Source organism: Salibacter halophilus, from assembly GCF_008806325.1.
Taxonomy (GTDB): domain Bacteria; phylum Bacteroidota; class Bacteroidia; order Flavobacteriales_G; family Salibacteraceae; genus Salibacter; species Salibacter halophilus.
This window is the reverse complement of the sequence record NZ_WACR01000002.1, coordinates 207,636-227,803: the sequence shown is the minus strand read 5'-3', so window position 1 is coordinate 227,803 and position 20,168 is coordinate 207,636. Positions and strand designations below refer to the sequence as shown.

General features: G+C 40.9%; 15 protein-coding genes. 8 read left to right on the top strand and 7 right to left on the bottom strand.

Annotation, left to right across the window (positions count from 1 at the left end):
* Positions 1-3: 3 nt before the first annotated feature.
* Entirely contained in the window at positions 4-1,095 is a 1,092-nt protein-coding gene (locus F3059_RS03100) for an HlyD family secretion protein (protein ID WP_151166481.1), read from the bottom strand.
* Positions 1,092-3,572 carry a hypothetical protein gene (locus F3059_RS03095; RefSeq protein WP_151166480.1) on the bottom strand — a complete coding sequence of 827 codons (2,481 nt, stop codon included), beginning with the start codon at positions 3,570-3,572 and terminating at the stop codon, positions 1,092-1,094. Before F3059_RS03095 ends, F3059_RS03100 begins: the two co-directional genes overlap by 4 nt.
* Before the next feature lie 251 nt (positions 3,573-3,823).
* Between F3059_RS03095 and F3059_RS03090 the strand changes: the two genes are divergently transcribed.
* From F3059_RS03090 to F3059_RS03075, 4 genes are all read left to right on the top strand, one after another.
* A complete protein-coding gene (locus F3059_RS03090; protein WP_151166479.1) occupies positions 3,824-4,534 on the top strand; it encodes a Crp/Fnr family transcriptional regulator in 711 nt (236 codons plus the stop codon).
* A 105-nt stretch (positions 4,535-4,639) separates the two neighbouring features.
* Positions 4,640-5,449 carry a universal stress protein gene (locus F3059_RS03085; RefSeq protein WP_151166478.1) on the top strand — a complete coding sequence of 270 codons (810 nt, stop codon included), beginning with the start codon at positions 4,640-4,642 and terminating at the stop codon, positions 5,447-5,449.
* 9 nt (positions 5,450-5,458) lie between these two features.
* Positions 5,459-6,241, top strand: a complete 783-nt coding sequence (locus F3059_RS03080) for a hypothetical protein (protein WP_151166477.1) — start codon at positions 5,459-5,461, stop codon at positions 6,239-6,241.
* A 55-nt stretch (positions 6,242-6,296) separates the two neighbouring features.
* Positions 6,297-7,121: a universal stress protein gene (locus F3059_RS03075; protein ID WP_151166476.1), complete on the top strand. Its 825-nt coding sequence runs from the start codon at positions 6,297-6,299 to the stop codon at positions 7,119-7,121.
* Here F3059_RS03075 and F3059_RS03070 read toward each other — a convergent pair.
* Together F3059_RS03070 and F3059_RS03065 are read right to left on the bottom strand one after the other, a co-directional pair.
* Positions 7,118-8,152 (bottom strand): AMP-binding protein, encoded by a 1,035-nt coding sequence (locus F3059_RS03070; protein WP_151166475.1) that lies wholly within the window; start codon positions 8,150-8,152, stop codon positions 7,118-7,120. The two genes, F3059_RS03075 and F3059_RS03070, sit on opposite strands and share 4 nt — an antisense overlap.
* A complete protein-coding gene (locus F3059_RS03065; RefSeq protein ID WP_151166474.1) occupies positions 8,149-9,210 on the bottom strand; it encodes an o-succinylbenzoate synthase in 1,062 nt (353 codons plus the stop codon). Before F3059_RS03065 ends, F3059_RS03070 begins: the two co-directional genes overlap by 4 nt.
* Positions 9,211-9,311: 101 nt before the next feature.
* On the opposite strand from F3059_RS03065, the gene F3059_RS03060 reads away from it, so the two are divergent.
* Both F3059_RS03060 and F3059_RS03055 read left to right on the top strand, forming a co-directional pair.
* Positions 9,312-9,857, top strand: coding sequence for a DinB family protein (locus F3059_RS03060; RefSeq protein WP_170265013.1), 546 nt, complete (start codon positions 9,312-9,314; stop codon positions 9,855-9,857).
* Between the two features lie 119 nt (positions 9,858-9,976).
* On the top strand, positions 9,977-16,825 hold the full coding sequence (locus F3059_RS03055) for a T9SS type A sorting domain-containing protein (RefSeq protein WP_151166472.1): 6,849 nt from the start codon (positions 9,977-9,979) through the stop codon (positions 16,823-16,825).
* A 62-nt stretch (positions 16,826-16,887) separates the two neighbouring features.
* Here the strand turns inward: F3059_RS03055 and F3059_RS03050 are convergent, their stop codons facing one another.
* Both F3059_RS03050 and F3059_RS03045 read right to left on the bottom strand, forming a co-directional pair.
* Positions 16,888-17,637: a TerC family protein gene (locus F3059_RS03050; protein WP_151166471.1), complete on the bottom strand. Its 750-nt coding sequence runs from the start codon at positions 17,635-17,637 to the stop codon at positions 16,888-16,890.
* A 20-nt stretch (positions 17,638-17,657) separates the two neighbouring features.
* On the bottom strand, positions 17,658-18,251 hold the full coding sequence (locus F3059_RS03045) for a pseudouridine synthase (RefSeq protein WP_151166470.1): 594 nt from the start codon (positions 18,249-18,251) through the stop codon (positions 17,658-17,660).
* A 26-nt stretch (positions 18,252-18,277) separates the two neighbouring features.
* Between F3059_RS03045 and F3059_RS03040 the strand changes: the two genes are divergently transcribed.
* Together F3059_RS03040 and F3059_RS03035 are read left to right on the top strand one after the other, a co-directional pair.
* Positions 18,278-18,766 carry a YkgJ family cysteine cluster protein gene (locus tag F3059_RS03040; protein ID WP_151166469.1) on the top strand — a complete coding sequence of 163 codons (489 nt, stop codon included), beginning with the start codon at positions 18,278-18,280 and terminating at the stop codon, positions 18,764-18,766.
* Positions 18,767-18,838: 72 nt separating this feature from the next.
* Positions 18,839-19,426 carry a DUF4294 domain-containing protein gene (locus F3059_RS03035; protein ID WP_151166468.1) on the top strand — a complete coding sequence of 196 codons (588 nt, stop codon included), beginning with the start codon at positions 18,839-18,841 and terminating at the stop codon, positions 19,424-19,426.
* Here F3059_RS03035 and F3059_RS03030 read toward each other — a convergent pair.
* On the bottom strand, positions 19,423-20,130 hold the full coding sequence (locus F3059_RS03030) for a uridine kinase family protein (RefSeq protein ID WP_223274528.1): 708 nt from the start codon (positions 20,128-20,130) through the stop codon (positions 19,423-19,425). The genes F3059_RS03035 and F3059_RS03030 overlap by 4 nt on opposite strands.
* Positions 20,131-20,168: the final 38 nt, after the last annotated feature.

The window sequence follows — 20,168 nt, the reverse complement described above, 5'->3', positions numbered from 1 at the left end:
TTACTAAAAGTATTTAGACTTAGAAACGATCACGTTGATCTTGTAAAAGCCATACCATTTAGATGCTTCTTCAACATTTAGTGGTACAACAACCGCTCTAATTCTTCGTTCAACTTTACTTCCCGAGTCGTACAATCTATCCGGCATTGTAGCTGTTTTAGGATACAACTTATCAATGATACCGGCACTTTTTGTACCATCAGGGAATGTTACTTCCACTTTATCTCCTGCATCAATGTACTTGAGATCTTCCTGTCTAAAGTAGGCGAGGATGTGCAATCCCTGATATTCTATAATATCCAAAACAAGAGTTGACTTGTAGCGAACTTCATCACTTCTTGCGTAAACCTGAGAGATCATTCCCGATTTGGGAGAGATATAAGTGTATTCTTCAGGTCGATTAACTTCGCCACTTAAAATACCCTGTAACTCCCCTATATTTACCTGCGGAATTTGAGACCTGAGGTTTTCTAGTTTTTTATTGGTTATGGCCAGGTAGTTTTTCAAGTAATCAATTTCGTCTTCTTGCTGACTCATTTCCATTTCAGCGTCACTAATATCTTTCTTGAGACTAGTAATAGCTGATGGAGGCTCTACATCCAGGAATACTTTCTTCTCAGTTCTATCGATTTCCTTCTTTAATGCTTCAACTTCTCGTTCAAGAGATTTGATTTCCATTCTGGCTTTTTGAAGATCACGTTCAGTTTGAAGTTTTTCCCTAACAAGATAGTTCTCAGTTTCTTTAGAGTATCCTCGATCGTTTTTGTTAGACATGAACATATTATCATCATCAGCTTCTCTTGAGAGGATATAGTTAAACAAACTATCTCCTTTTCTTACTGAATCGCCTTCTTCAACGTAAAATTCGGTAACGATAACATCGTTAGTAAAAGTTACGTTGAACTTGTCCATTATTACTTCAGACTCAGCAGTAACTTTAATACTCTTGCTGATGAAGTATGAACCGAAGCTCACTACAATAATTAAGAGTGTAACGAGGTAGATCACGCGATCCCAGTTAAAGCCTTTTTTAACCGGCTTTTCCTCGATCCCCTTAATAATGCTTTCTTGTGTTTTAAAATGAAATTTTTTCATTCTTCAAATGAGGTTGCGTAGTCCATCTCAAACAATGTGCCCAAGTCGTGAATTGCCATTTCTTCAAATTGTATTTCTGCATCTAATGCTTCAATAAATTTTTCCATGACTAAACGATTATTAAAATCTTTAGTGCGCAAAGAAAGAACAGTTTTCTCTTTATTTAGCGCGAACTCTTCACTTGTTTTACGAGCAATGAACTCTATGTCAGGCCGCTCATAGGCCATTAAATATACTTTGTCGAGCAAGCTGTAAATTTCAGGTAGTTGCTCTTCAGGGTAATAGGTAGGTATAGATGCACTTAATTTCATGCCGCGATCGTTGCATAGCTTTCGTGCAATTCTAAAAGTTTCTTTTAAATTATTTAAGTACATTTCTTTGTTTCCGTCCCAGTCTGGGAATGTTTGTGGCTCAATATCAAAATGAATTCCCTTAAAACCCATTTGATGAAAACGCTCTACATACTCTAAAATAGCATCGGGTTGAACATCGAGTGCAAGGCCGTTATTACCAATCATACCGTGCATGTTAACATCATAGCGGTTTGCCAGTTGCACGAAGTCTTCTACTTTGTTGCGGTTTATCTCGGTTCCGACCGAAAGGATAAAGTTGCGAACTTCATTGACCTTTAGATAATGTATGAGGAATAGGTTGTTTTGATTGTAGAAAAAATCGGACCAACAGTACATGTCGCGTTTGTTCTTGTACTTCCTTGTTTTTTCGTTCAGATCCAGTACATCAGAAAACTGAAGTGGGGAGTAGCTTTGCATGTATTCCATTATTTTGATGATCTTGAGATAGAGCATTTGTTTGGTGTCTATCATTTCAATACGTGTGGAAAGCATTTCATCGAGGTACTGTACGGCTACTAATGGACTAAATTTTGGATCTTTGAATTGATACAGTATGATTTGTTTGCGTAGGCGTTCTTCTATTTTTCCATAGTTGTATTGTAGTGTAATGAGTTGTTCTAGTTTGTATTCGTATTCATAATAGTAGTTCAACAACTCGTGATTGTCATTTTTCTCTTTGACGTAGTCGACATTTGTAATGGCATTGATTTGTGCCTGAGTTAGGGAATTGCGGCCCTTCCAGTTAATTGGAATATCGAGGCTGATTCCACCGGATGAAAAGGAACGATCCACAGCATTCCCGTTATCTCCAATGAGGGTGTAACGCAAGAATGGCCTCAATCCAACGTCTTTCCATCTGTTTTGGTCAATTTCAATGATTTCTCTTCTCAGTCTTTGCATTTGTTCACGCAATGTGTCGGTGTTGGCATTTTGGCTCTGACTGAAAAGGGAATCTGGACTAAGCTGAAGAACGGGTAGTTTTGATGCTGTAAGGCCTTTTTCCACAGGGAAATCTTCCATGACTTTGTCCTTGAGAATGGTGTTGTATTGCTGCCATTTATTGTACATGTTTTGAGCGCGTGTTATTTGCCCACGAAGCTCGAGTACATCTTCCCAGGTTTTATCCTTGCTCGTGTAGAGCATTTCCAGGATTTGCTTTTTACGGTTTAGTAGTTTTACACGTTCGTCAATGAAGTTGAGTTTTTCGAGGTTGAAAAGGTAAATTGTGTAGTTGTAAAGGTCTTCATACCGATCTCGTTCACTTTCTTCTTTGTGACGGAGATCCATGAGTTCAATTTCTCTTTCGAGTTGTTTTGCTTTGTTTCGGTTGTTGTAGAGCCCGCCTTTGAGTAGGTTCATTTCGAGCGTGAAGTTTGCCCGTTGCCTGTAAAATACGTCTTCAACCGGACCGAGGCCTGGCTCAAAGTTGTAAATGTACCAGGTGTTGAAATCGAGCCCCCAGTCGTTGCGTAGTCTTTCGATTTCTTCTCTCAATAATGCGCTGTCTAGCTCAACCTGACTGATTGTATCAAACTTAATGGTGAACAGGTCTTCAGCTGTTAAAGGGTCAACATCAGGTCTCATTTCACGGTAATCGAGAATTTGATTCTCAAATAGATCTGACACCTCACGTGTGGCTTCTGAGAGAACATTACCATTTGTTATTTCGAAGTTGAATTTTGCGTCTGGGTCATTTTGGGTTTCAGTAGGTGTTTCTTTGAAAACGGGGAGTTTGGTATCCTGTAAGCTCTCGTCTTCCTGAACCATTCTTTCTCTCAAAACACGTAAACTTATCCTGTCACCATTTTCATAAGCGATGACAAATGCACCTTTAAAGCCTTCATTGATGAGCTCTTCCTGTTTTGTTCTGGCAAATTCCATCTCGCGAAACACACCAACCAAATAGCGGTATCTGGTATCATCAATTTTTTCAAAATAGACATCGCTTAACTCAACAATTGATTCGGGAGTTTCAGGGGAAGAAAATGTTCCAATTTGAACAGTGTAGAACAAACCATCAACTTCTTCAACAGGAGTTGCTTCCTGACCATATATAAAAGCCGGGATGCTAGCGAAGAAGAATAGTGTGAGTATTTTATTGAGCTTACCCAAAAAGTTATTCATCAAATTTTATTTTGCTGAGTTTTACAGAAATTGTGCAGATAGTGTATGAAGTCGAGTGAAAATTGGTTAATCTTTTGTAAACTAATGGTTTGACCGATTGAGTTTTTGTTTTAGCATGAATAAATTTAATTTCTTTTCGGGATTAATTCCAAAAATAGGAAAATATTAAAGCCTGCTTAAACCTCTATGCATCTTTTATTCGTACCTAAGTTTGTATATTTACCAACCATTAAAGAAATCAAAAGTAACACATGCGTAAGCAAGTTTATGTAGGTTGCGAGGAGTGCAGGGTGAAAAATGACTCACTCTTTAAAGGGCTTCCAGATGAGGAAATAGAAAACATCAATTATCACAAATCTTGTGCGTTCTATAAAAAAGGTCAAATTCTCTTTCACGAAGGAACACGTCCGCTGGGAGTTTACTGTGTAAATCAGGGAAAGATCAAGGTTTACAGAACTGGTGATGACGGTAAAGATCAAATAATAAAAATTGCAACTGGCGGTGATTTGCTGGGTTATAAAGCACTGGTGAGCGATGAATTGTATCCGGTTTCAGGAGAAACACTCGAGAACACTAAAGTTTGTTTCATCCCAAAATCGGAGTTTTTAGGAATGCTCACGAGAGTGCCTTCTTTTGGTCAGCAACTTCTACAGGCAGCTTGTCACGAGTTGGGCGCTATGACGCAAAACATTACAAGCTTAGCTCAAAAATCGGTTCGTGAGCGATTAGCCGTTACCTTATTAATGTTGAAAGACACTTACGATGTTGACCCGGCTGCAGGAGATGATACGGAAGTTGAGATCAATCTTACTCGCGAAGACCTGGCGAATATTGTGGGAACAGCAACTGAAACCATCATCAGACTTTTACACGACTTTAAAGATGAGAAACTCATCGAAACCAAAGGGCGTAAAATCAAGGTCTTAGAACCTGAAAAATTAATTAGAGTAGGTAATATTTAATGCACATCATTCAATTCTAAAATTATGATAATTATCATTTTTGGGATTGATTGCAATCATTTTAATACTTTTCAGCCTAAATCAACTTTGTAAAAGATTTTAGGCATGAAAAATATTTTAATACCAACAGACTTTTCAGAACTTGCAACTAACGCTGTTGATATTGGCGCTCAGTTAGCTCGTACAACAAATTCAACGCTTCATATTCTGCATGTTGCTCCTAAAAAGGACAAAGCAGAAGAGTCGCAAAAAAAGATGGACGAGTTGCTGAACAGTGATATGCTCAAAGGAATAAATGTAAAGTCAGTATTCCTTCAGGAAAAGCTCGAAGGAGCTATCGTGAAAACTGCCCGTGATATAGATGTTGATATCATTGTGATGGGTGCAAGAGGTGAAAAACTTTCCAGCAGAATTGTTGGTTCTAATACAGAGCGTGTTGTGCGACTTGCACAGAGACCTGTTCTCGTGATCAAGAATAAAATTGAGCATTTTAAAATTGAGAATATCGTCTTCGCATCCAGTTTCTACACTGAAATTAGACCCGTATTTCCAAAAATCCAGGAGTTTGCTGAGTTCAATGATGCCAAACTTCATCTGCTCAAAGTCATTACACCAAAGAACTTTGAAACCACAACCTACACGCGCAAGTTGATGACAGATTTTGCTGATCGCAACGATCTTAAAAATTATACGATCAACATTTACAACGAAGAATCAAAAGATGCCGGAATCAACAAATTTGCACAGGAAGTAAATGCTGATTTAATCGCTATGACAACTCATGGCCGAAAAGGATTGTCGCAAGTATTGCTCGGTAGTCTTACTGAAACGGTTGCCAGCGAGTCCCAAATTCCGGTTCTGAGTGTGAAATTACCAGAAAAGAAATCTAATAACAGGATACTATTTCCAGAATAACTAAAACACATGGCTGCTAAACAAATTATAGTGTTGCTCGACTCAACGCTTGAGTCCCTTGAAGCTCTCAATTTTGCTCTCGAGTACTTCAGGGACTCAGAGCACACTGTTAAAATTGTTTTCAGCAATAACGAGCTATCAGCCGGTTCACGGTCAGAACCGATAAACATTCTACCCCTTATCAAATCAGGTAGATGGCCGCAGAATTCAGTTGATGAATCGTTGATTAAACATATCATCGATCAAAATGAATTGGAAAAATCCAATTTCTCGATCGATAAAATTCATCATCAGGATTTTTGCCTTACGGAATACTGTCAATTTGCCGATTTAGTTATCGCTCAAAATGAAACAGTGAAGCGCTTTGCTCAAAACTGTTCAGATAAAGCATGCAAGGGAAATGTGCCGGTTCTGATCCTGCCAAATTCACTGAGGAAAATTCACAGGATTATCCTCATTGACGATGGAACACCATCGTCATTGTACGCGATAAAACAATTCTGCCAGGTTTTTGATGACTATTGCATGAGGTGGGAGGTGAGTTTACTCGATTACGTTACGCAGTATTCGAATAAACATATGGCGCAGCAAAAAATGATGGTTGATTATCTCAAAACACATTGTAGTAGCATTGCTGTGCATCCATTCACTGGCGAACAGCCCGATAAATTACGCACTTATCTCAATGTAGATCAAAATACTATAGTTGTAACAGGATCTAATCCTGATGCAGAATTGATAGAGAAATATTTCCTCAACGTTAAAATTGCAACGATAGCTGCTGTTATTTAAGGTTCTTTGTATCTTTGAAACGACCTAATTCAATCGTAAAGACAAATCATTTAAGATGAAAAGTATCCTAGTTCCTACTGATTTTTCTGAAAATGCCCGCAACGCATTTGATTATGCTGTAAAGCTATTTGGTTTAGATGGTGTTCGTTATACATTAATCAACTCTTTTGAAACACCAAATGCCGGTACTAGTGGCATGCTCGTTTCTATTGACGAAATGCTGGAGAAAGAGAGTATTGCCGATTTAGAAAAAGAACTCGAATACCTTAATAACAAGTATAAAGGGATTACAGTTGATATTGAATCGAGACACGGTTCTGTTGATGATGTAGTAGCTCACTGGTCAAATCAAAATGATGTTGACGCTGTTGTGATGGGAACAACGGGAGCTAGCGGACTCAAAAAGACATTCCTGGGAAGCAATGCTCAAAAAGTAATTGCTGATTCTGAATACCCAGTATTCTCAGTACCTGAAGGGTTTTTGTTCAGCCCGATAAAGAAAATTGTTTTTGCTGCAGATTTACAGGACATCAGCGATAATGCCGTTTTTGATACTGTAAAATCGCTGGCTAAGAATTACAATGCTCACTTGTATATCACTCATGTTGTGAAATCAGGTGATCTCGGTGAAACACTGGAAGAAGAGAAAAACAGACTCAAAATCAATCAAACATTAGATGGCGTTGATTTTGGATTTCACAGCTTACATGACGACAACATTGTGGAAGCAATTGACGAGTTTATCGAAGAAGTAAATGCTGATCTACTCGTTGTGGTTCCGCGTAAAGTTACATTTTGGAATAAACTGTTCAAGAAAAGTATATCAAAGGAAATTTCTTACCACACGAAAGTTCCTCTTTTGGCAGTGAAAGATCACTAAACGATTCGTTTGATCTTTCCCGATTCTGTCCTCTCGAGACTTTCACGATAGAAAACTTCCTTTGGAATTTCATATTGATCAAGGGTTTGAAAAGCTTTTTCAAGCCCTTTTTTTATTGCTGAACTTTCCTGAGATTCGATATACATAATCAACTTTTCTCCCAGCTTTTCATCAGGAGTTCCGGTCAGGTAAAACGGGACATTTATGAATTTTTCTATCTTCTTCTCAATCGACTCAGGCTGTAATTTCACTCCGCCAGAATTCACTGTAAAATCACTTCTGCCCAGCCATTTAAATGAATTGTTTTGAAGCTCCACAACATCGTTTGTTTCCAAACGCTTCACATTCAGGTGAGGTGCATCAATTACAAGAGTATTCTTATCTGAAAGCGAAAAGTTTACGCCTGGCATTGCTCTGTACCACGAACTTCGGTCAGAGCCATTTATAGCACGCATGGCTACGTGACTCGTAGTTTCAGTCATTCCGTAAGTCGAGTAGCATTTTGTTGAAATTTCCCGGAGTTTACTGTCAAGGTCAGTATCAACAGGTCCTCCGCCAATAATCAGCGTTTTGACCGATTCCAGAGCATGAAGTGATTCCCTAACCTGTAAAGGAACCATAGCTGAGAAATCGTACTTTGTTTGTAGTGAATCTGACAGATCAGATTGAGGTTCAACAATTGTGAGGTTCATTCCGGTTGCCAGAGATCTCACTATCATCATTTTGCCCGCTATAAAACGCGCATCCATGCACAACAATGCGTTCTGACCATTACCTAAATCAAAGAATTCATTTGTCATCTTTGCGCTATTGCGCATACTCTCCTTCGAAAGTTTTATTGTTTTGGGTTTTCCTGTTGAGCCTGATGTTTGCGCTTCGATGTAATCCTTTTCATCAAACCAACTTTTGAGGAAAACAAAAATGTTTTGCTTCCACTGAGGCATTATTGAAAGCTGCTGAGCTGATAGCTGACTGATAGATTCTTCCAGTAAGTCGCTGTGAATTGTGAGCTCACCAACTTTTAAGATCATGGAAGGAAAGTTTGAAATTCAAAATTAGTGTCGTAGTGCAATGATCCGTTTTCAACGTAAGTAGGACCATCTAAATTGTTCGTGTAAAGCGAGCCCGTTCCCAATCCCTGAGGCATTTTATTCCCGGTAGTGGCACTCCATTGAGCAATGGCATTTAACCCGATGTTCGATTCCAGTGCTGAAGTTGCCCACCAACCTATATTGCGCTTTTCTGCGAGTTTTACATATTCTGATGCCGACTCAAAACCACCGATCAACGAAGGTTTGAGAATGATGTAATGTGGTTGAATAACATCGAGTAGACTCTTTTTGAGATCAGATTGAAAAATCCCTATCAACTCTTCATCCAGGGCAATTGGAATAGGAGAGTAGCGGCAGAGCTCAGCCATTTCATCCCACTGTTGTGGTCTAATGGGTTGCTCGATTGAGTGAATATCATATTGAGCAAGATCCTCTAGTTTGTAATCTGCATCATCAGGGTCGAAAGCGCCATTGGCATCAACCCGAAGCTCGATTTTATTGCTGTCGTAATGGTCACGAATAAACTTGAGACATTCGAGTTCCTCTTTAAAGTTTATGGCGCCAATTTTCATTTTAATACATGAAAAACCATCATTTATCTTCTGTTCAATTTGACTGAGCATATCGTCTTTAGAACCCATCCAAATGAGGCCATTAATAGAAATCGGCTTTTTTCCTTTGGTAAAATCACTGTCAAAATAAATGTGTTTGCCACCATTATCAAAATCGAGGAAAGCCATTTCAAGTCCCATTTTAATGGAGGGCCACTCAGCCAGTTGACTCATCAATTTAGCTCTGTCATCGTTGATGTGTTCAACAAGCCATTGAAGCTTTTCTTCATATCCCGGTCTGTCGTCAAAACTGAGTCCGCGAAGCAATCCACATTCTCCCCAACCCTGAACGTTTGATTTTTCATCGGTCAGAACCAAAAAATACGTTTCCTTTTCGGTCATTACCCCACGAGAAGTGCCGCTGGGTTTCTTGAAGTTGAGAATATATTTTGAAAAACGAAGAGTGAACTTTTTGTCATTTGTCATGCCGCAAAGATATGTATTGTTGAATTGGTGATACTTCCAAAAAAATCTATCAATAAGTTTTAATGGTCACAGCCGTTAATAAAAAAGTTGAAATTTGCAGTATGAAAATGGATCGGGCAATTTTACTCAACGAATTGGCACAACAAACGAGAAATGTCATTGGGGATGTCAAGGAATTCAAACTCATGGAAGATGAAAAGCTGAATTTCAAAGAAAACCCCGATTCCTGGAGCGTGTTGGAATGTATCGCACACCTTGTGAAATTTGGTGAGTTGTACATTAGAGAGTTTGAGAAAAGCATTTCCAAAGCTGATGATGCTCCCGGTTCTGACCAATTTAAAAGTGGATTCTTCGGTGATCTTTTTGCAAAGAAAATGCAACCTGGTGAAACAAAGATGAAAGCTCCTAAGAGCATGCAGCCTGCTGAGAGTAACGTGAACCGAGATGTGCTTGATAAATTTCTTGTTCAGCAGGAAAAATGGTTATCCCTCATCGATGCTGCCCGTTCAAAAGATCTCAACAAAATTAAAGTTCGCCTTTCGATAGCTCAGTTTGTAAAGTTCAAACTGGGAGACATGTTCAGAGTAATCGTCAATCACAATCGCAGGCATGTGGAGCAGGGTAAGAGGGCTTTGAACGCTGCTTGATGTGGTGTAATTTTTTCACTGTCAGAAAAATACAGTTAAAATTAATTTGAATTTAATGTTGAATATGGAATAGTAGGTTTACTTTTGGCGAAATTTATTAACCTATTCATAAACATTAGATGAAAAAAATTGCACTCTTAACCCTATTGTCAATATTTTGTTTTTGTTTTAGTTCCACAGCACAAAATACAATTGGTTTTGGTAGCCAGGGCTGGACAAATGCTCAAGATCTTAATAACTTTTTGATAACCAACAATGGCCAAGAATTCAGGTTTACTTCTACCTCTAACAGTCCAGGTTTTGAACATAGGGCTAGTTCAAGCTTTTGTGGTTACAGCGATAACTTCGTGTTATTTACAGGAGGAAGTGTAACTTCGGCTACAATTGCTACTACTGATGGAACCGAATTCGATTTAATCTCATTAGATTTTATCAATGATTTTATTTGCTTTAACTGTTGTACACTTAATGTGACAATTACAGGTTACAGAAATGGAGCACCCGTTTCAGGAGCATCATACAATAAAACGAATACAGGTCTTTCAACTACGATGGATGTATCTGGAGATAGTGATTTTGACGCTGTCGATTCTATTAGAATTACTGCAAACGCTAATATGGATTCTCATGGCTTAGATAATTTTGTTTGGAATACTGCTTCAGCTCCATGTACCATGACAGCCTCGATAACTTCTCAAACGAATGTTGCTTGTAATGGCGGGAGTACGGGTTCACTAACTGTTACACAGAGTAGTGGGACATCCAATTTTCAATATTCTTGGTCTAATGGTGCAAGTACTTCAAATACTTCTTCCTCTACCAATACTATATCTTCACTAGCTGCAGGTACTTACACTGTTACAGTTACAGATGGAAACAGTTGTATAGCAACAGCTTCTGCAACTATTACACAACCTTCTTCAGCACTTGTTTCATCAGCCAATGTTTCCTCTGCAATAGATTGTAATGGAGATTCAGATGGTCAGGCGACTGCTTCAGCTACTGGAGGTATAGCTCCTTACACATACTCGTGGAATACGGGTGGAACTTCGGCTACACAGACATGGTTGGGAGCAGGAACTTATTCTGTAACAGTAACTGATCAAAACGGTTGTACCGACTCTTCTTCAACCACTCTTACGCAGCCTAATTCTCTGGTTTCATCAGCCAATGTATCCTCAACAATAGATTGTAATGGAAATACAAATGGTCAGGTTACTGCCTCAGCAACTGGTGGTACAGGTTCTTACACATATTCTTGGAATACTGGTGGAACAAGCGCTACTGAGACAGGGTTAGGGGCAGGAACTTATTCAGTGACAATAACTGATCAAAATGGATGTTTTGATTCAGCCTCGACTACATTATCTCAGCCAGCATCTTTAGTAGCTAGCTCAGTAGTAGACAGCAATATCTCATGTAACGGAGCAACCGATGGCGGAGCAACAGCTTCAGCAACTGGCGGAACAATGCCTTATACATATTCATGGAGTAACTCAGCAACAACAGCATCAATTACAGGAGTAGGAGCAGGGACTTACAGTGTAACAATAACAGACAATAATGGCTGTTTTGATTCTGCTTCAATCAATATTACAGAACCAGTATCGCTAACTGCAGGAGCCTCTGTAAATAGCAACTTGTCTTGTAATGGAGGTAATGATGGGCAGGCTCTTGCCTCAGCAACTGGTGGTACAGGGAGTTATACTTATTCATGGAACAACGGAGCTACTTCTGCCTTGAATACTGGGCTATCAGCAGGAACATACTCGGTTACGATAACCGATCAAAATGGATGTTTTGACTCAGCATCGACTATTCTCACGCAGCCTACTTCTTTGGTTTCATCTGCATCTGTTTCTTCAGCATTAGACTGTAATGGAGATGCAAATGGTCAGGTTACTGCCTCTGCAACTGGTGGTACAGGTTCTTACACATATTCTTGGAATACTGGTGGAACAAGCGCTACTGAGACAGGGTTAGGGGCAGGAACTTATTCAGTGACAATAACCGATCAAAATGGATGTTTTGATTCAGCCTCGACTACATTATCTCAGCCAGCATCTTTAGTAGCTAGCTCAGTAGTAGACAGCAATATCTCATGTAACGGAGCAACCGATGGAGGAGCAACAGCTTCAGCAACTGGCGGAACAATGCCTTATACTTATTCATGGAGTAACTCAGCAACAACAGCATCAATTACAGGAGTAGGAGCAGGGACTTACAGTGTAACAATAACAGACAATAATGGCTGTTTCGACTCAACTTCATTGACAATTACTGAGCCTGCATCTTTAGTAGCTAGCTCAGTAGCAGACAGCAATATCTCATGTAACGGAGCAAGTGATGGTGGAGCAACTGCTTTAGCGACAGGTGGAACAGCACCTTATAACTACATGTGGAGCAATTCAGCAACTACAGCTTCAATTACAGGTGTATTAGCCGGAACTTACAGTGTAACGATAACAGACAATAATGGCTGTTTCGACTCAACCTCATTGACGATTACAGAACCGGCAATGCTTACAGCAGCATCAGTTGTTGATAGTAATGTGTCATGTAACGGAGCTAGCGGTGGCGGAGCAACCGCTTCAGCAACTGGCGGAACAATGCCATACACATATAGCTGGAGTAATGCTGCAACAACAGCCTCGATTACAGGAGTAGCAGCAGGAACTTACAGCGTAACGATAACAGACAATAATGGCTGTTTCGACTCAACTTCATTGACAATTACAGAGTCAGCATCACTTGTAGCAAGTTCGATAGCAGATAGCAACATATCTTGCAACGGAGGAAGTAATGGCGGAGCAACCGCTTTAGCAACAGGTGGAACAATGCCATACACATATAGCTGGAGTAATGCTGCAACAACAGCCTCGATTACAGGAGTAGCATCAGGAACTTACAGCGTAACGATAACAGACAATAATGGCTGTTTCGACTCAACCTCATTGACGATTACAGAGCCAGCCTCATTAGTAGCGAGCTCAGTGGCAGATAGCAATGTGTCATGTAACGGAGCAAACGATGGAGGAGCAACAGCTTCAGCGACAGGCGGAACAGCACCTTACAACTACATGTGGAGTAACGCAGCAACTACAGCTTCTATTACAGGCGTACCTGCGGGCACTTATAGCGTCACAGTAACGGATAATAATGGATGTTTCGATTCAACTTCATTGACAATTACTGAGCCTGCATCTCTTGTAGCTAGTTCGATAGCAGATAGCAATGTGTCATGTAACGGAGCTAGCGATGGCGGAGCAACCGCTTCAGCAACTGGCGGAACAATGTCATACACATATAGCTGGAGTAATGCTGCAACAACAGCCTCGATTACAGGAGTAGCAGCAGGAACTTACAGCGTAACGATAACAGACAATAATGGCTGTTTCGACTCAACTTCAGTAACTATTACAGAACCGGCAATACTTGCAGCAGCATCAGTTGTTGATAGCAATGTGTCATGTAACGGTGCAAGTGATGGCGGAGCAACCGCTTCAGCGACAGGTGGAACAGCACCTTACAACTACATGTGGAGCAATTCAGCGACTACTGCTTCTATTACTGGTGTATCAGCAGGAACTTACAGTGTAACGATAACAGACAATAATGGCTGTTTCGACTCAACCTCATTGACGATTACAGAGCCAGCCTCATTAGTAGCGAGCTCAGTAGCAGATAGCAATGTGTCATGTAACGGAGCTAGCGATGGCGGAGCAACTGCTTCAGCGACAGGCGGAACTGCACCTTACAACTACATGTGGAGTAACGCAGCAACTACAGCTTCAATTACAGGAGTACCTGCAGGCACTTATAGCGTCACAGTAACGGATAATAACGGTTGCTTTGATTCAGTTTCATTGACAATTACTGAGCCTGCAATGCTTACAGCAGCATCAGTTGTTGACAGCAACATATCTTGCAACGGAGGAAGTAATGGCGGAGCAACAGCTTCAGCAACTGGCGGAACTGCACCTTACAATTATATGTGGAGTAATGCTGCTACAACTGCTTCAATTTCAGGTATTGCAGCCGGAACCTATTCAGTAACTATTACTGATGATAATGGCTGTTTCGATTCAACTTCAGTAACTATTACAGAGCCAACTGCATTGGGTCTGACAGTGAGCGTGAACGATTCAGTTTCTTGTCCTGGCGGATCTGACGGAGAAATCACATCAGTTGTAACAGGTGGAACAGCTCCTTACTCATACTTGTGGAGCAATTCAGCCACAACTTCAACTGTTAGTAATCTTTCGGTCGGAACCTATGTGTTGACGGTAACCGATGGTAATGGATGTACGATTGTAGATTCAGTGTCACTCGAAGTAGGAGATGATGTGAACCCTGTTGTTCAGACCCAAAACATCACTGTGTACTTGGACAACAGCGGCTCAGCACCGATCTCGACTACAGATATTGACAACGGAAGCAGTGATAACTGCTCGATTGATAACCTGTCACTTGATGTTATGAGCTTTACTTGTGCTGACACAGGATCAAACACAGTAACATTGACTGCAACCGATGTAAGCGGAAACATGAGTTCAGCAACAGCAACGGTAACAGTAGAAGATACTACGAGTCCGGTTGTGGCGACACAAAACATCACTGTTTACCTCGATAACACAGGTTCAGCATCGATTGCGACAACCGATATCGACAATGGAAGTAGCGACAACTGCTCAATCGATAACTTGAGCCTCGATGTAACGAGCTTCACTTGTGCTGATACAGGATCAAACACAGTAACACTCACAGCAACCGATGTAAGCGGAAACATGAGTTTAGCAACTGCTACGGTAACCGTGGAGGATACTACGAGTCCAGTTGTTCAGACCCAAAACATCACTGTGTACTTGGACAACAGCGGCTCAGCATCAATAGCAACAACAGATATCGACAACGGAAGCAGCGATAACTGCTCGATCGATAACCTGTCGCTTGATGTAACAAACTTCACTTGTGCTGATACAGGTGCTAACACAGTAACACTCACAGCAACCGATGTAAGCGGAAACATGAGTTCAGCAACAGCAACGGTAACTGTAGAAGACACTACGAGTCCGGTTGTGGCAACGCAAAACGTAACTGTTTATCTGGACAACAGCGGTTCAGCATCGATTTCAACAACAGACATCGATAACGGAAGTAACGATAACTGCTCGATCGATAACTTAAGTCTCGATGTAATGAACTTCACTTGTGCTGATACAGGTGCTAACACAGTAACACTCACCGCAACCGATGTAAGCGGAAACATGAGTTCAGCAACAGCAACGGTAACTGTAGAAGACACTACGAGTCCGGTTGTGGCAAAGCAAAACGTAACTGTTTACCTAGACAACGCAGGTTCAGCATCGATTGCAACAACTGACGTTGACAATGGAAGTAACGATAACTGCTCGATCGATAACTTAAGTCTCGATGTAACAAACTTCACTTGTGCTGATACTGGCTCAAACACCGTATCACTCACAGCAACCGATGTAAGCGGAAACATGAGTTCAGCAACAGCTACGGTAACCGTAGAAGATACTACGAGTCCGGTTGTGGCAACGCAAAACGTAACTGTTTATCTGGACAACAGCGGTTCAGCATCGATTTCAACAACAGACATCGATAACGGAAGTAACGATAACTGCTCGATCGATAACCTGTCGCTTGATGTTACGAGCTTTACTTGTGCTGACACAGGAGCGAATTCAGTAACACTCACAGCAACCGATGTAAGCGGAAACACGAGCTCAGCAACCGCAACGGTAACAGTAGAAGATACTACGAGTCCGGTTGTGGCGACACAAAACGTAACTGTTTACCTCGATAATGCTGGTTCAGCATCGATCTCGACTACAGATATTGACAACGGAAGCAGTGACAACTGTTCGATCGATAACTTAAGTCTCGATGTGACGAACTTCACTTGCGCAGATACAGGTTCAAACACCGTAACACTCACCGCAACTGATGTAAGCGGAAACATGAGTTCAGCAACCGCAACGGTAACCGTAGAAGATACTACAAGTCCGGTTGTTCAGACACAAAACATCACTGTTTACCTCGATAACGCAGGTACAGCATCGATTGCAACAACCGACATCGACAACGGAAGTAGCGACAACTGCTCGATCGATACAATGAGTCTGGATATTACAACTTTCAGTTGTGCGGATACCGGCTCACAAAATGTGGTTCTGACTGTAGTTGACGAAAAAGGAAACACTTCTTCAAATACTGCAACAGTAACTGTTTTGGATACAATTGCTCCGGTAATAACATGTCCGGCTGATATTGAAATCTGTGAAGGAGAAATCCAGTTCACTGATGCAACGAGTACTGATAACTGTGTTAGTACTGTAATAAGCACAGGATCTATTTTCACTGGTGATTCGCTTTCAGCAGGAAGTTACCAGTTGACATTTGAAGCAGTTGACCTGAGCGGAAACACTGCAACTTGTGCAACAGATGTAACAGTAAACCCATTGCCGATGGTAAATCTGGGAGCTGATACAGGAGTTGGTCCACAACATATCGTAAGCTTCTCAACCGGATATCCGAATGCGACAAATGTTTGGAGCACAGGAGAGACGACAGAAAACATCTCTGTACAGGTTGAAATGGACACAACGATTTGGGTCTCAGTAACCGATAGCAATAGTTGCGCAGCTACTGATACAGTTGAAGTTACTATTTTGACAGGATCTGAAGAGCACACTTTCACAGCAGAAGTAAAACTCTATCCAAACCCGACACGCGGAAACGTAAATCTGCAGGTAAGCGGAATGGAAGAGAACATGCTCTACAGTGTGCTCGATCAAACAGGTCGTGAATTGCAGAGAGGTCGCATCGTGAACGGTCAGAACCGAATCGAAATGAGCGACTACGCAAATGCGCTTTACTTCATCAAGCTTTCAGATAAGCAAGGTGAAATGATCAAGGTGTACAGGATCGTGAAACACTAAAACGAAACAACTCAACAACAAAAAACCAGCTCGAAAGGGCTGGTTTTTTTGTTTTATAAAGTCTACGATTTTGATTTATCCCGAGCCTTTCTCATTTTGATATTGAGTAACTCAACAGCTAGAGAGAATCCAACCGCAAAATAGATGTACCCTTTTGGCATGTGAACGCTCAATTCTCCGGGTAATCCTTCAGTAATCAGGACAAAACCTATCAGAATTAAGAAACTCAAGGCCAACATTTGTAGTGATGGATGCTTCTCAATAATCGAGGAGATTTTACCTGCAAAAATGAGCATGATAACGAGCGATATAATCACTGCCAGAATCATAATTGTAATTTGCTCAGTCATCCCAATTGCAGTTAAGATTGAGTCAAAGCTGAAGACGATATCCAGCAGACCAATCTGCACGATAATACCAATCATGTTTTTAGCTGCCGTTTGTTTGGCATCTTCTTCAATCGATTCAACCTCTTCTGTTTTGTGGTAAATCTCTCTGGTACTTTTTGTGAGAAGGAAAAGTCCGCCAAGCATGAGGATCAAGTCGCGACCGGTCACTTCATAGCTAAAAATGGCAAAAAGTGGTTCCGTAAAGCCTATGATCCACGTAATTCCGAGAAGCATAATAATCCTGAAAAGCAATGCTAAACCAATACCTGCCGTGCGAGCTTTTGGTCGAACTTTTTCAGGAAGTTTATTGGTTAATATGGAGATGAAAATAATGTTATCAATCCCTAAAACGATTTCCAAAAATGTTAGAGTTAAAAAAGCAATCCAGCCATCTGGAGTCGAGAGCCATTCAAAGTTGAACATGTGTAATTTTTTTGTGCAAATTAATGTAGATTGAGCTTATCGTAAAATGTTGGTCTGTCCAGTTTTTGTAATTCACCGGGATTTAGCGGACCCAGGTCGAGGTTTTCAATTCCGGTTCTGACCAACCTTACAGTTGGGAAACCAACTGCTGCGGTCATTCTTCGTACCTGTCGGTTTTTTCCTTCGGTCAGAACCAACTTGAGCCACGAAACACCTTTACTCTTGTCAAAGGAGACAGGAGGTTCACGATCGGGGAGTTTTGGATTTCCTGTTTTTTGAGCCTTTGCTGGTTTGGTTGTGTACTGGCCATCGGGCAGAGTGATTTCAACACCTTCTTTGAGTTGCTTAACGGCTTTTTTGTTGAGCTGACCTTCAACCTGCACGAGGTAAGAACGCTCGTGCTTGTTTGTTGGATCGAGTAGTTGCTGATTGACGTTTTTATCGTTGGTGAGCAACAACATACCCTCACTCATTTCATCGAGTCTGCCAACCGGGTAAACATCTTTTGGCACATCAACTAAATCGCTGAGGCATTTCTTACCGTGTTCCGGTGAGAATTGAGAAAGGTAACCTGCCGGTTTATAAAGGACGTAGTATTTTTTCGGTTTAGCCATTTATGCTGCAATTTTGCATTATGGAAATGGTTGAGCCTTCGAAATTAAAAGACCTTGCAGCATCCAAAAAGAAAGTTTTCAAAAAGCTTGCCCAAAGGTTGAAAAAAATTCCCCCGCGTGAGCTGGATTATACATTTCACGAGCTGCATGAAGAGGCTTTTGAAAATATTGAATGCCTGGAGTGTGCTAATTGCTGTAAAACAACCAGCCCGATTTTTATCGAGCGCGATATCCAGCGTATTTCAAAACATCTGGGATTAAAACCGGGAGATTTTGTTGAGAAATACCTCAGGGAAGATGAGGATGGTGACTTTGTTCTAAAAAAATCTCCCTGTGCTTTTTTGGGAGATGATAACTATTGTAGCATCTATGAGGTTCGCCCGAGAGCTTGCCGGGAATATCCACACACGAATCGCAAAAACATGCAGCAAATCATGGATCTGACCGTGAAAAATACGCGCATTTGCCCGGCTGTTTACCGAATTATGGAAAGGTTAAGTGACAGTCAGAGGTGATAAATGTTGATTTAATTCATTGAATTTGTGTAATTTTAAGCCTGTTGGTACGTTTATTGAACTAGGTAAGTTATGCGCAAATTGCTCATCATATCGTTTCTTTTGAGTTTGGTTTTGACAGGTTTCGGTCAGAGCCAGCCCAGCCGTGAGGTGGTAACGCGATCTGCCATTCACAATGGCGATACCATTCCGCTAATCGTACTCAAACCGACTTATGTTTGGGAAAAGAGAACGTGGAAGAGTAGGAGACAGCAGAAAAAATACGAGAAGCTCAAAAAGAAAGTGGTAAAGGTTTATCCCTATGCAAAATTGGCGGGGAAAAAACTTCGCGAATATGCTTCAATTCTGGATACTGTTCAGAGTGAAAGACAAAAGAAAAAATTCTACAAGCAAATTGAAGAAGAGCTTAAAGAAGAGTACGGTGCTGATCTCAAAAAATTGACAATGAGTGAAGGACGTATTCTCATCAAACTCATTGATAGGGAAACTGGAGATACATCTTACGAGTTGGTTGAAGACCTTAGAGGTCAATTCACCGCATTTTTTTGGCAGAGTTTTGCCAGGTTATTCGGACACAATCTCAAAACAAACTACGATCCTGATGGAGCCGACAGAGAAATCGAGTTTATCGTTCAGCAAATAGAAGCAGGGTATATTTAGTTCTCTTTTGTAGCCGGAATTTTGGCTTTGATAAAGCGATTGCTGAAATGTTCAGGTAAGTGAATCTTCATGTGGTTGACGAGCACTTCAAGACCTTTTCTGTAATGACTGTTGTTGGTGATGATGATGTGGCTGTCATCTCGATACGGTTCCAGGTACTTTTTATAAGATGGAACAACGTGGTTATTCCACTGGTAACGCACATCTTTTTCGGGGTAGCCTCTTTCCTCAATATCGCGCTTGATTCTTCTCTCCAATTTAACGTGTTCGCGAGCATCAATGAAAACGCGTAAATCCAAAGCTTTTCTTATCTCCTCGTAGTGGAAAATAAACAATCCCTCCATGATGATAATTGGAGCAGGCTGAACCCTGATCAAACCGGGAGTTTTCTTCTTATTGTTAAACGTGTACTCCTTAATCGTGATTTCTTCACCTTTCCTGATGCTGATCAAATCACGGTAAAACTGAATACGGTTGATGCTATCGGGCAAGTCGAAATTGACCTGTCCGTTTTCATCGATCTTTTGTTCTTCAATCGGTTTGTAGTAGTTGTCCTGTGAAATGATGCACACTGAGCCCTTTGGCATATTGCGCTTGAGGTCCTTTAAAAATGAGGTCTTTCCGGATGCACTTCCTCCGGCAATGCCAATGATGTACGGCTCGTAATCCATGCGGCAAAAGTAGTAATCGAATTTTTTTGTCAATTCGTTTCTCGCAAATTTCCTTCATCTTTGTAAGCCAA

Excerpts from the sequence above, each read along its gene's own strand:
- F3059_RS03100 (WP_151166481.1), bottom strand. The coding sequence starts at position 1,095 with ATGAAAAAATTTCATTTTAAAACACAAGAAAGCATTATTAAGGGGATC.
- F3059_RS03095 (WP_151166480.1), bottom strand. The coding sequence starts at position 3,572 with ATGAATAACTTTTTGGGTAAGCTCAATAAAATACTCACACTATTCTTC.
- F3059_RS03090 (WP_151166479.1), top strand. The coding sequence starts at position 3,824 with ATGCGTAAGCAAGTTTATGTAGGTTGCGAGGAGTGCAGGGTGAAAAAT.
- F3059_RS03085 (WP_151166478.1), top strand. The coding sequence starts at position 4,640 with ATGAAAAATATTTTAATACCAACAGACTTTTCAGAACTTGCAACTAAC.
- F3059_RS03080 (WP_151166477.1), top strand. The coding sequence starts at position 5,459 with ATGGCTGCTAAACAAATTATAGTGTTGCTCGACTCAACGCTTGAGTCC.
- F3059_RS03075 (WP_151166476.1), top strand. The coding sequence starts at position 6,297 with ATGAAAAGTATCCTAGTTCCTACTGATTTTTCTGAAAATGCCCGCAAC.
- F3059_RS03070 (WP_151166475.1), bottom strand. The coding sequence starts at position 8,152 with ATGATCTTAAAAGTTGGTGAGCTCACAATTCACAGCGACTTACTGGAA.
- F3059_RS03065 (WP_151166474.1), bottom strand. The coding sequence starts at position 9,210 with ATGACAAATGACAAAAAGTTCACTCTTCGTTTTTCAAAATATATTCTC.
- F3059_RS03060 (WP_170265013.1), top strand. The coding sequence starts at position 9,312 with ATGAAAATGGATCGGGCAATTTTACTCAACGAATTGGCACAACAAACG.
- F3059_RS03055 (WP_151166472.1), top strand. The coding sequence starts at position 9,977 with ATGAAAAAAATTGCACTCTTAACCCTATTGTCAATATTTTGTTTTTGT.
- F3059_RS03050 (WP_151166471.1), bottom strand. The coding sequence starts at position 17,637 with ATGTTCAACTTTGAATGGCTCTCGACTCCAGATGGCTGGATTGCTTTT.
- F3059_RS03045 (WP_151166470.1), bottom strand. The coding sequence starts at position 18,251 with ATGGCTAAACCGAAAAAATACTACGTCCTTTATAAACCGGCAGGTTAC.
- F3059_RS03040 (WP_151166469.1), top strand. The coding sequence starts at position 18,278 with ATGGTTGAGCCTTCGAAATTAAAAGACCTTGCAGCATCCAAAAAGAAA.
- F3059_RS03035 (WP_151166468.1), top strand. The coding sequence starts at position 18,839 with ATGCGCAAATTGCTCATCATATCGTTTCTTTTGAGTTTGGTTTTGACA.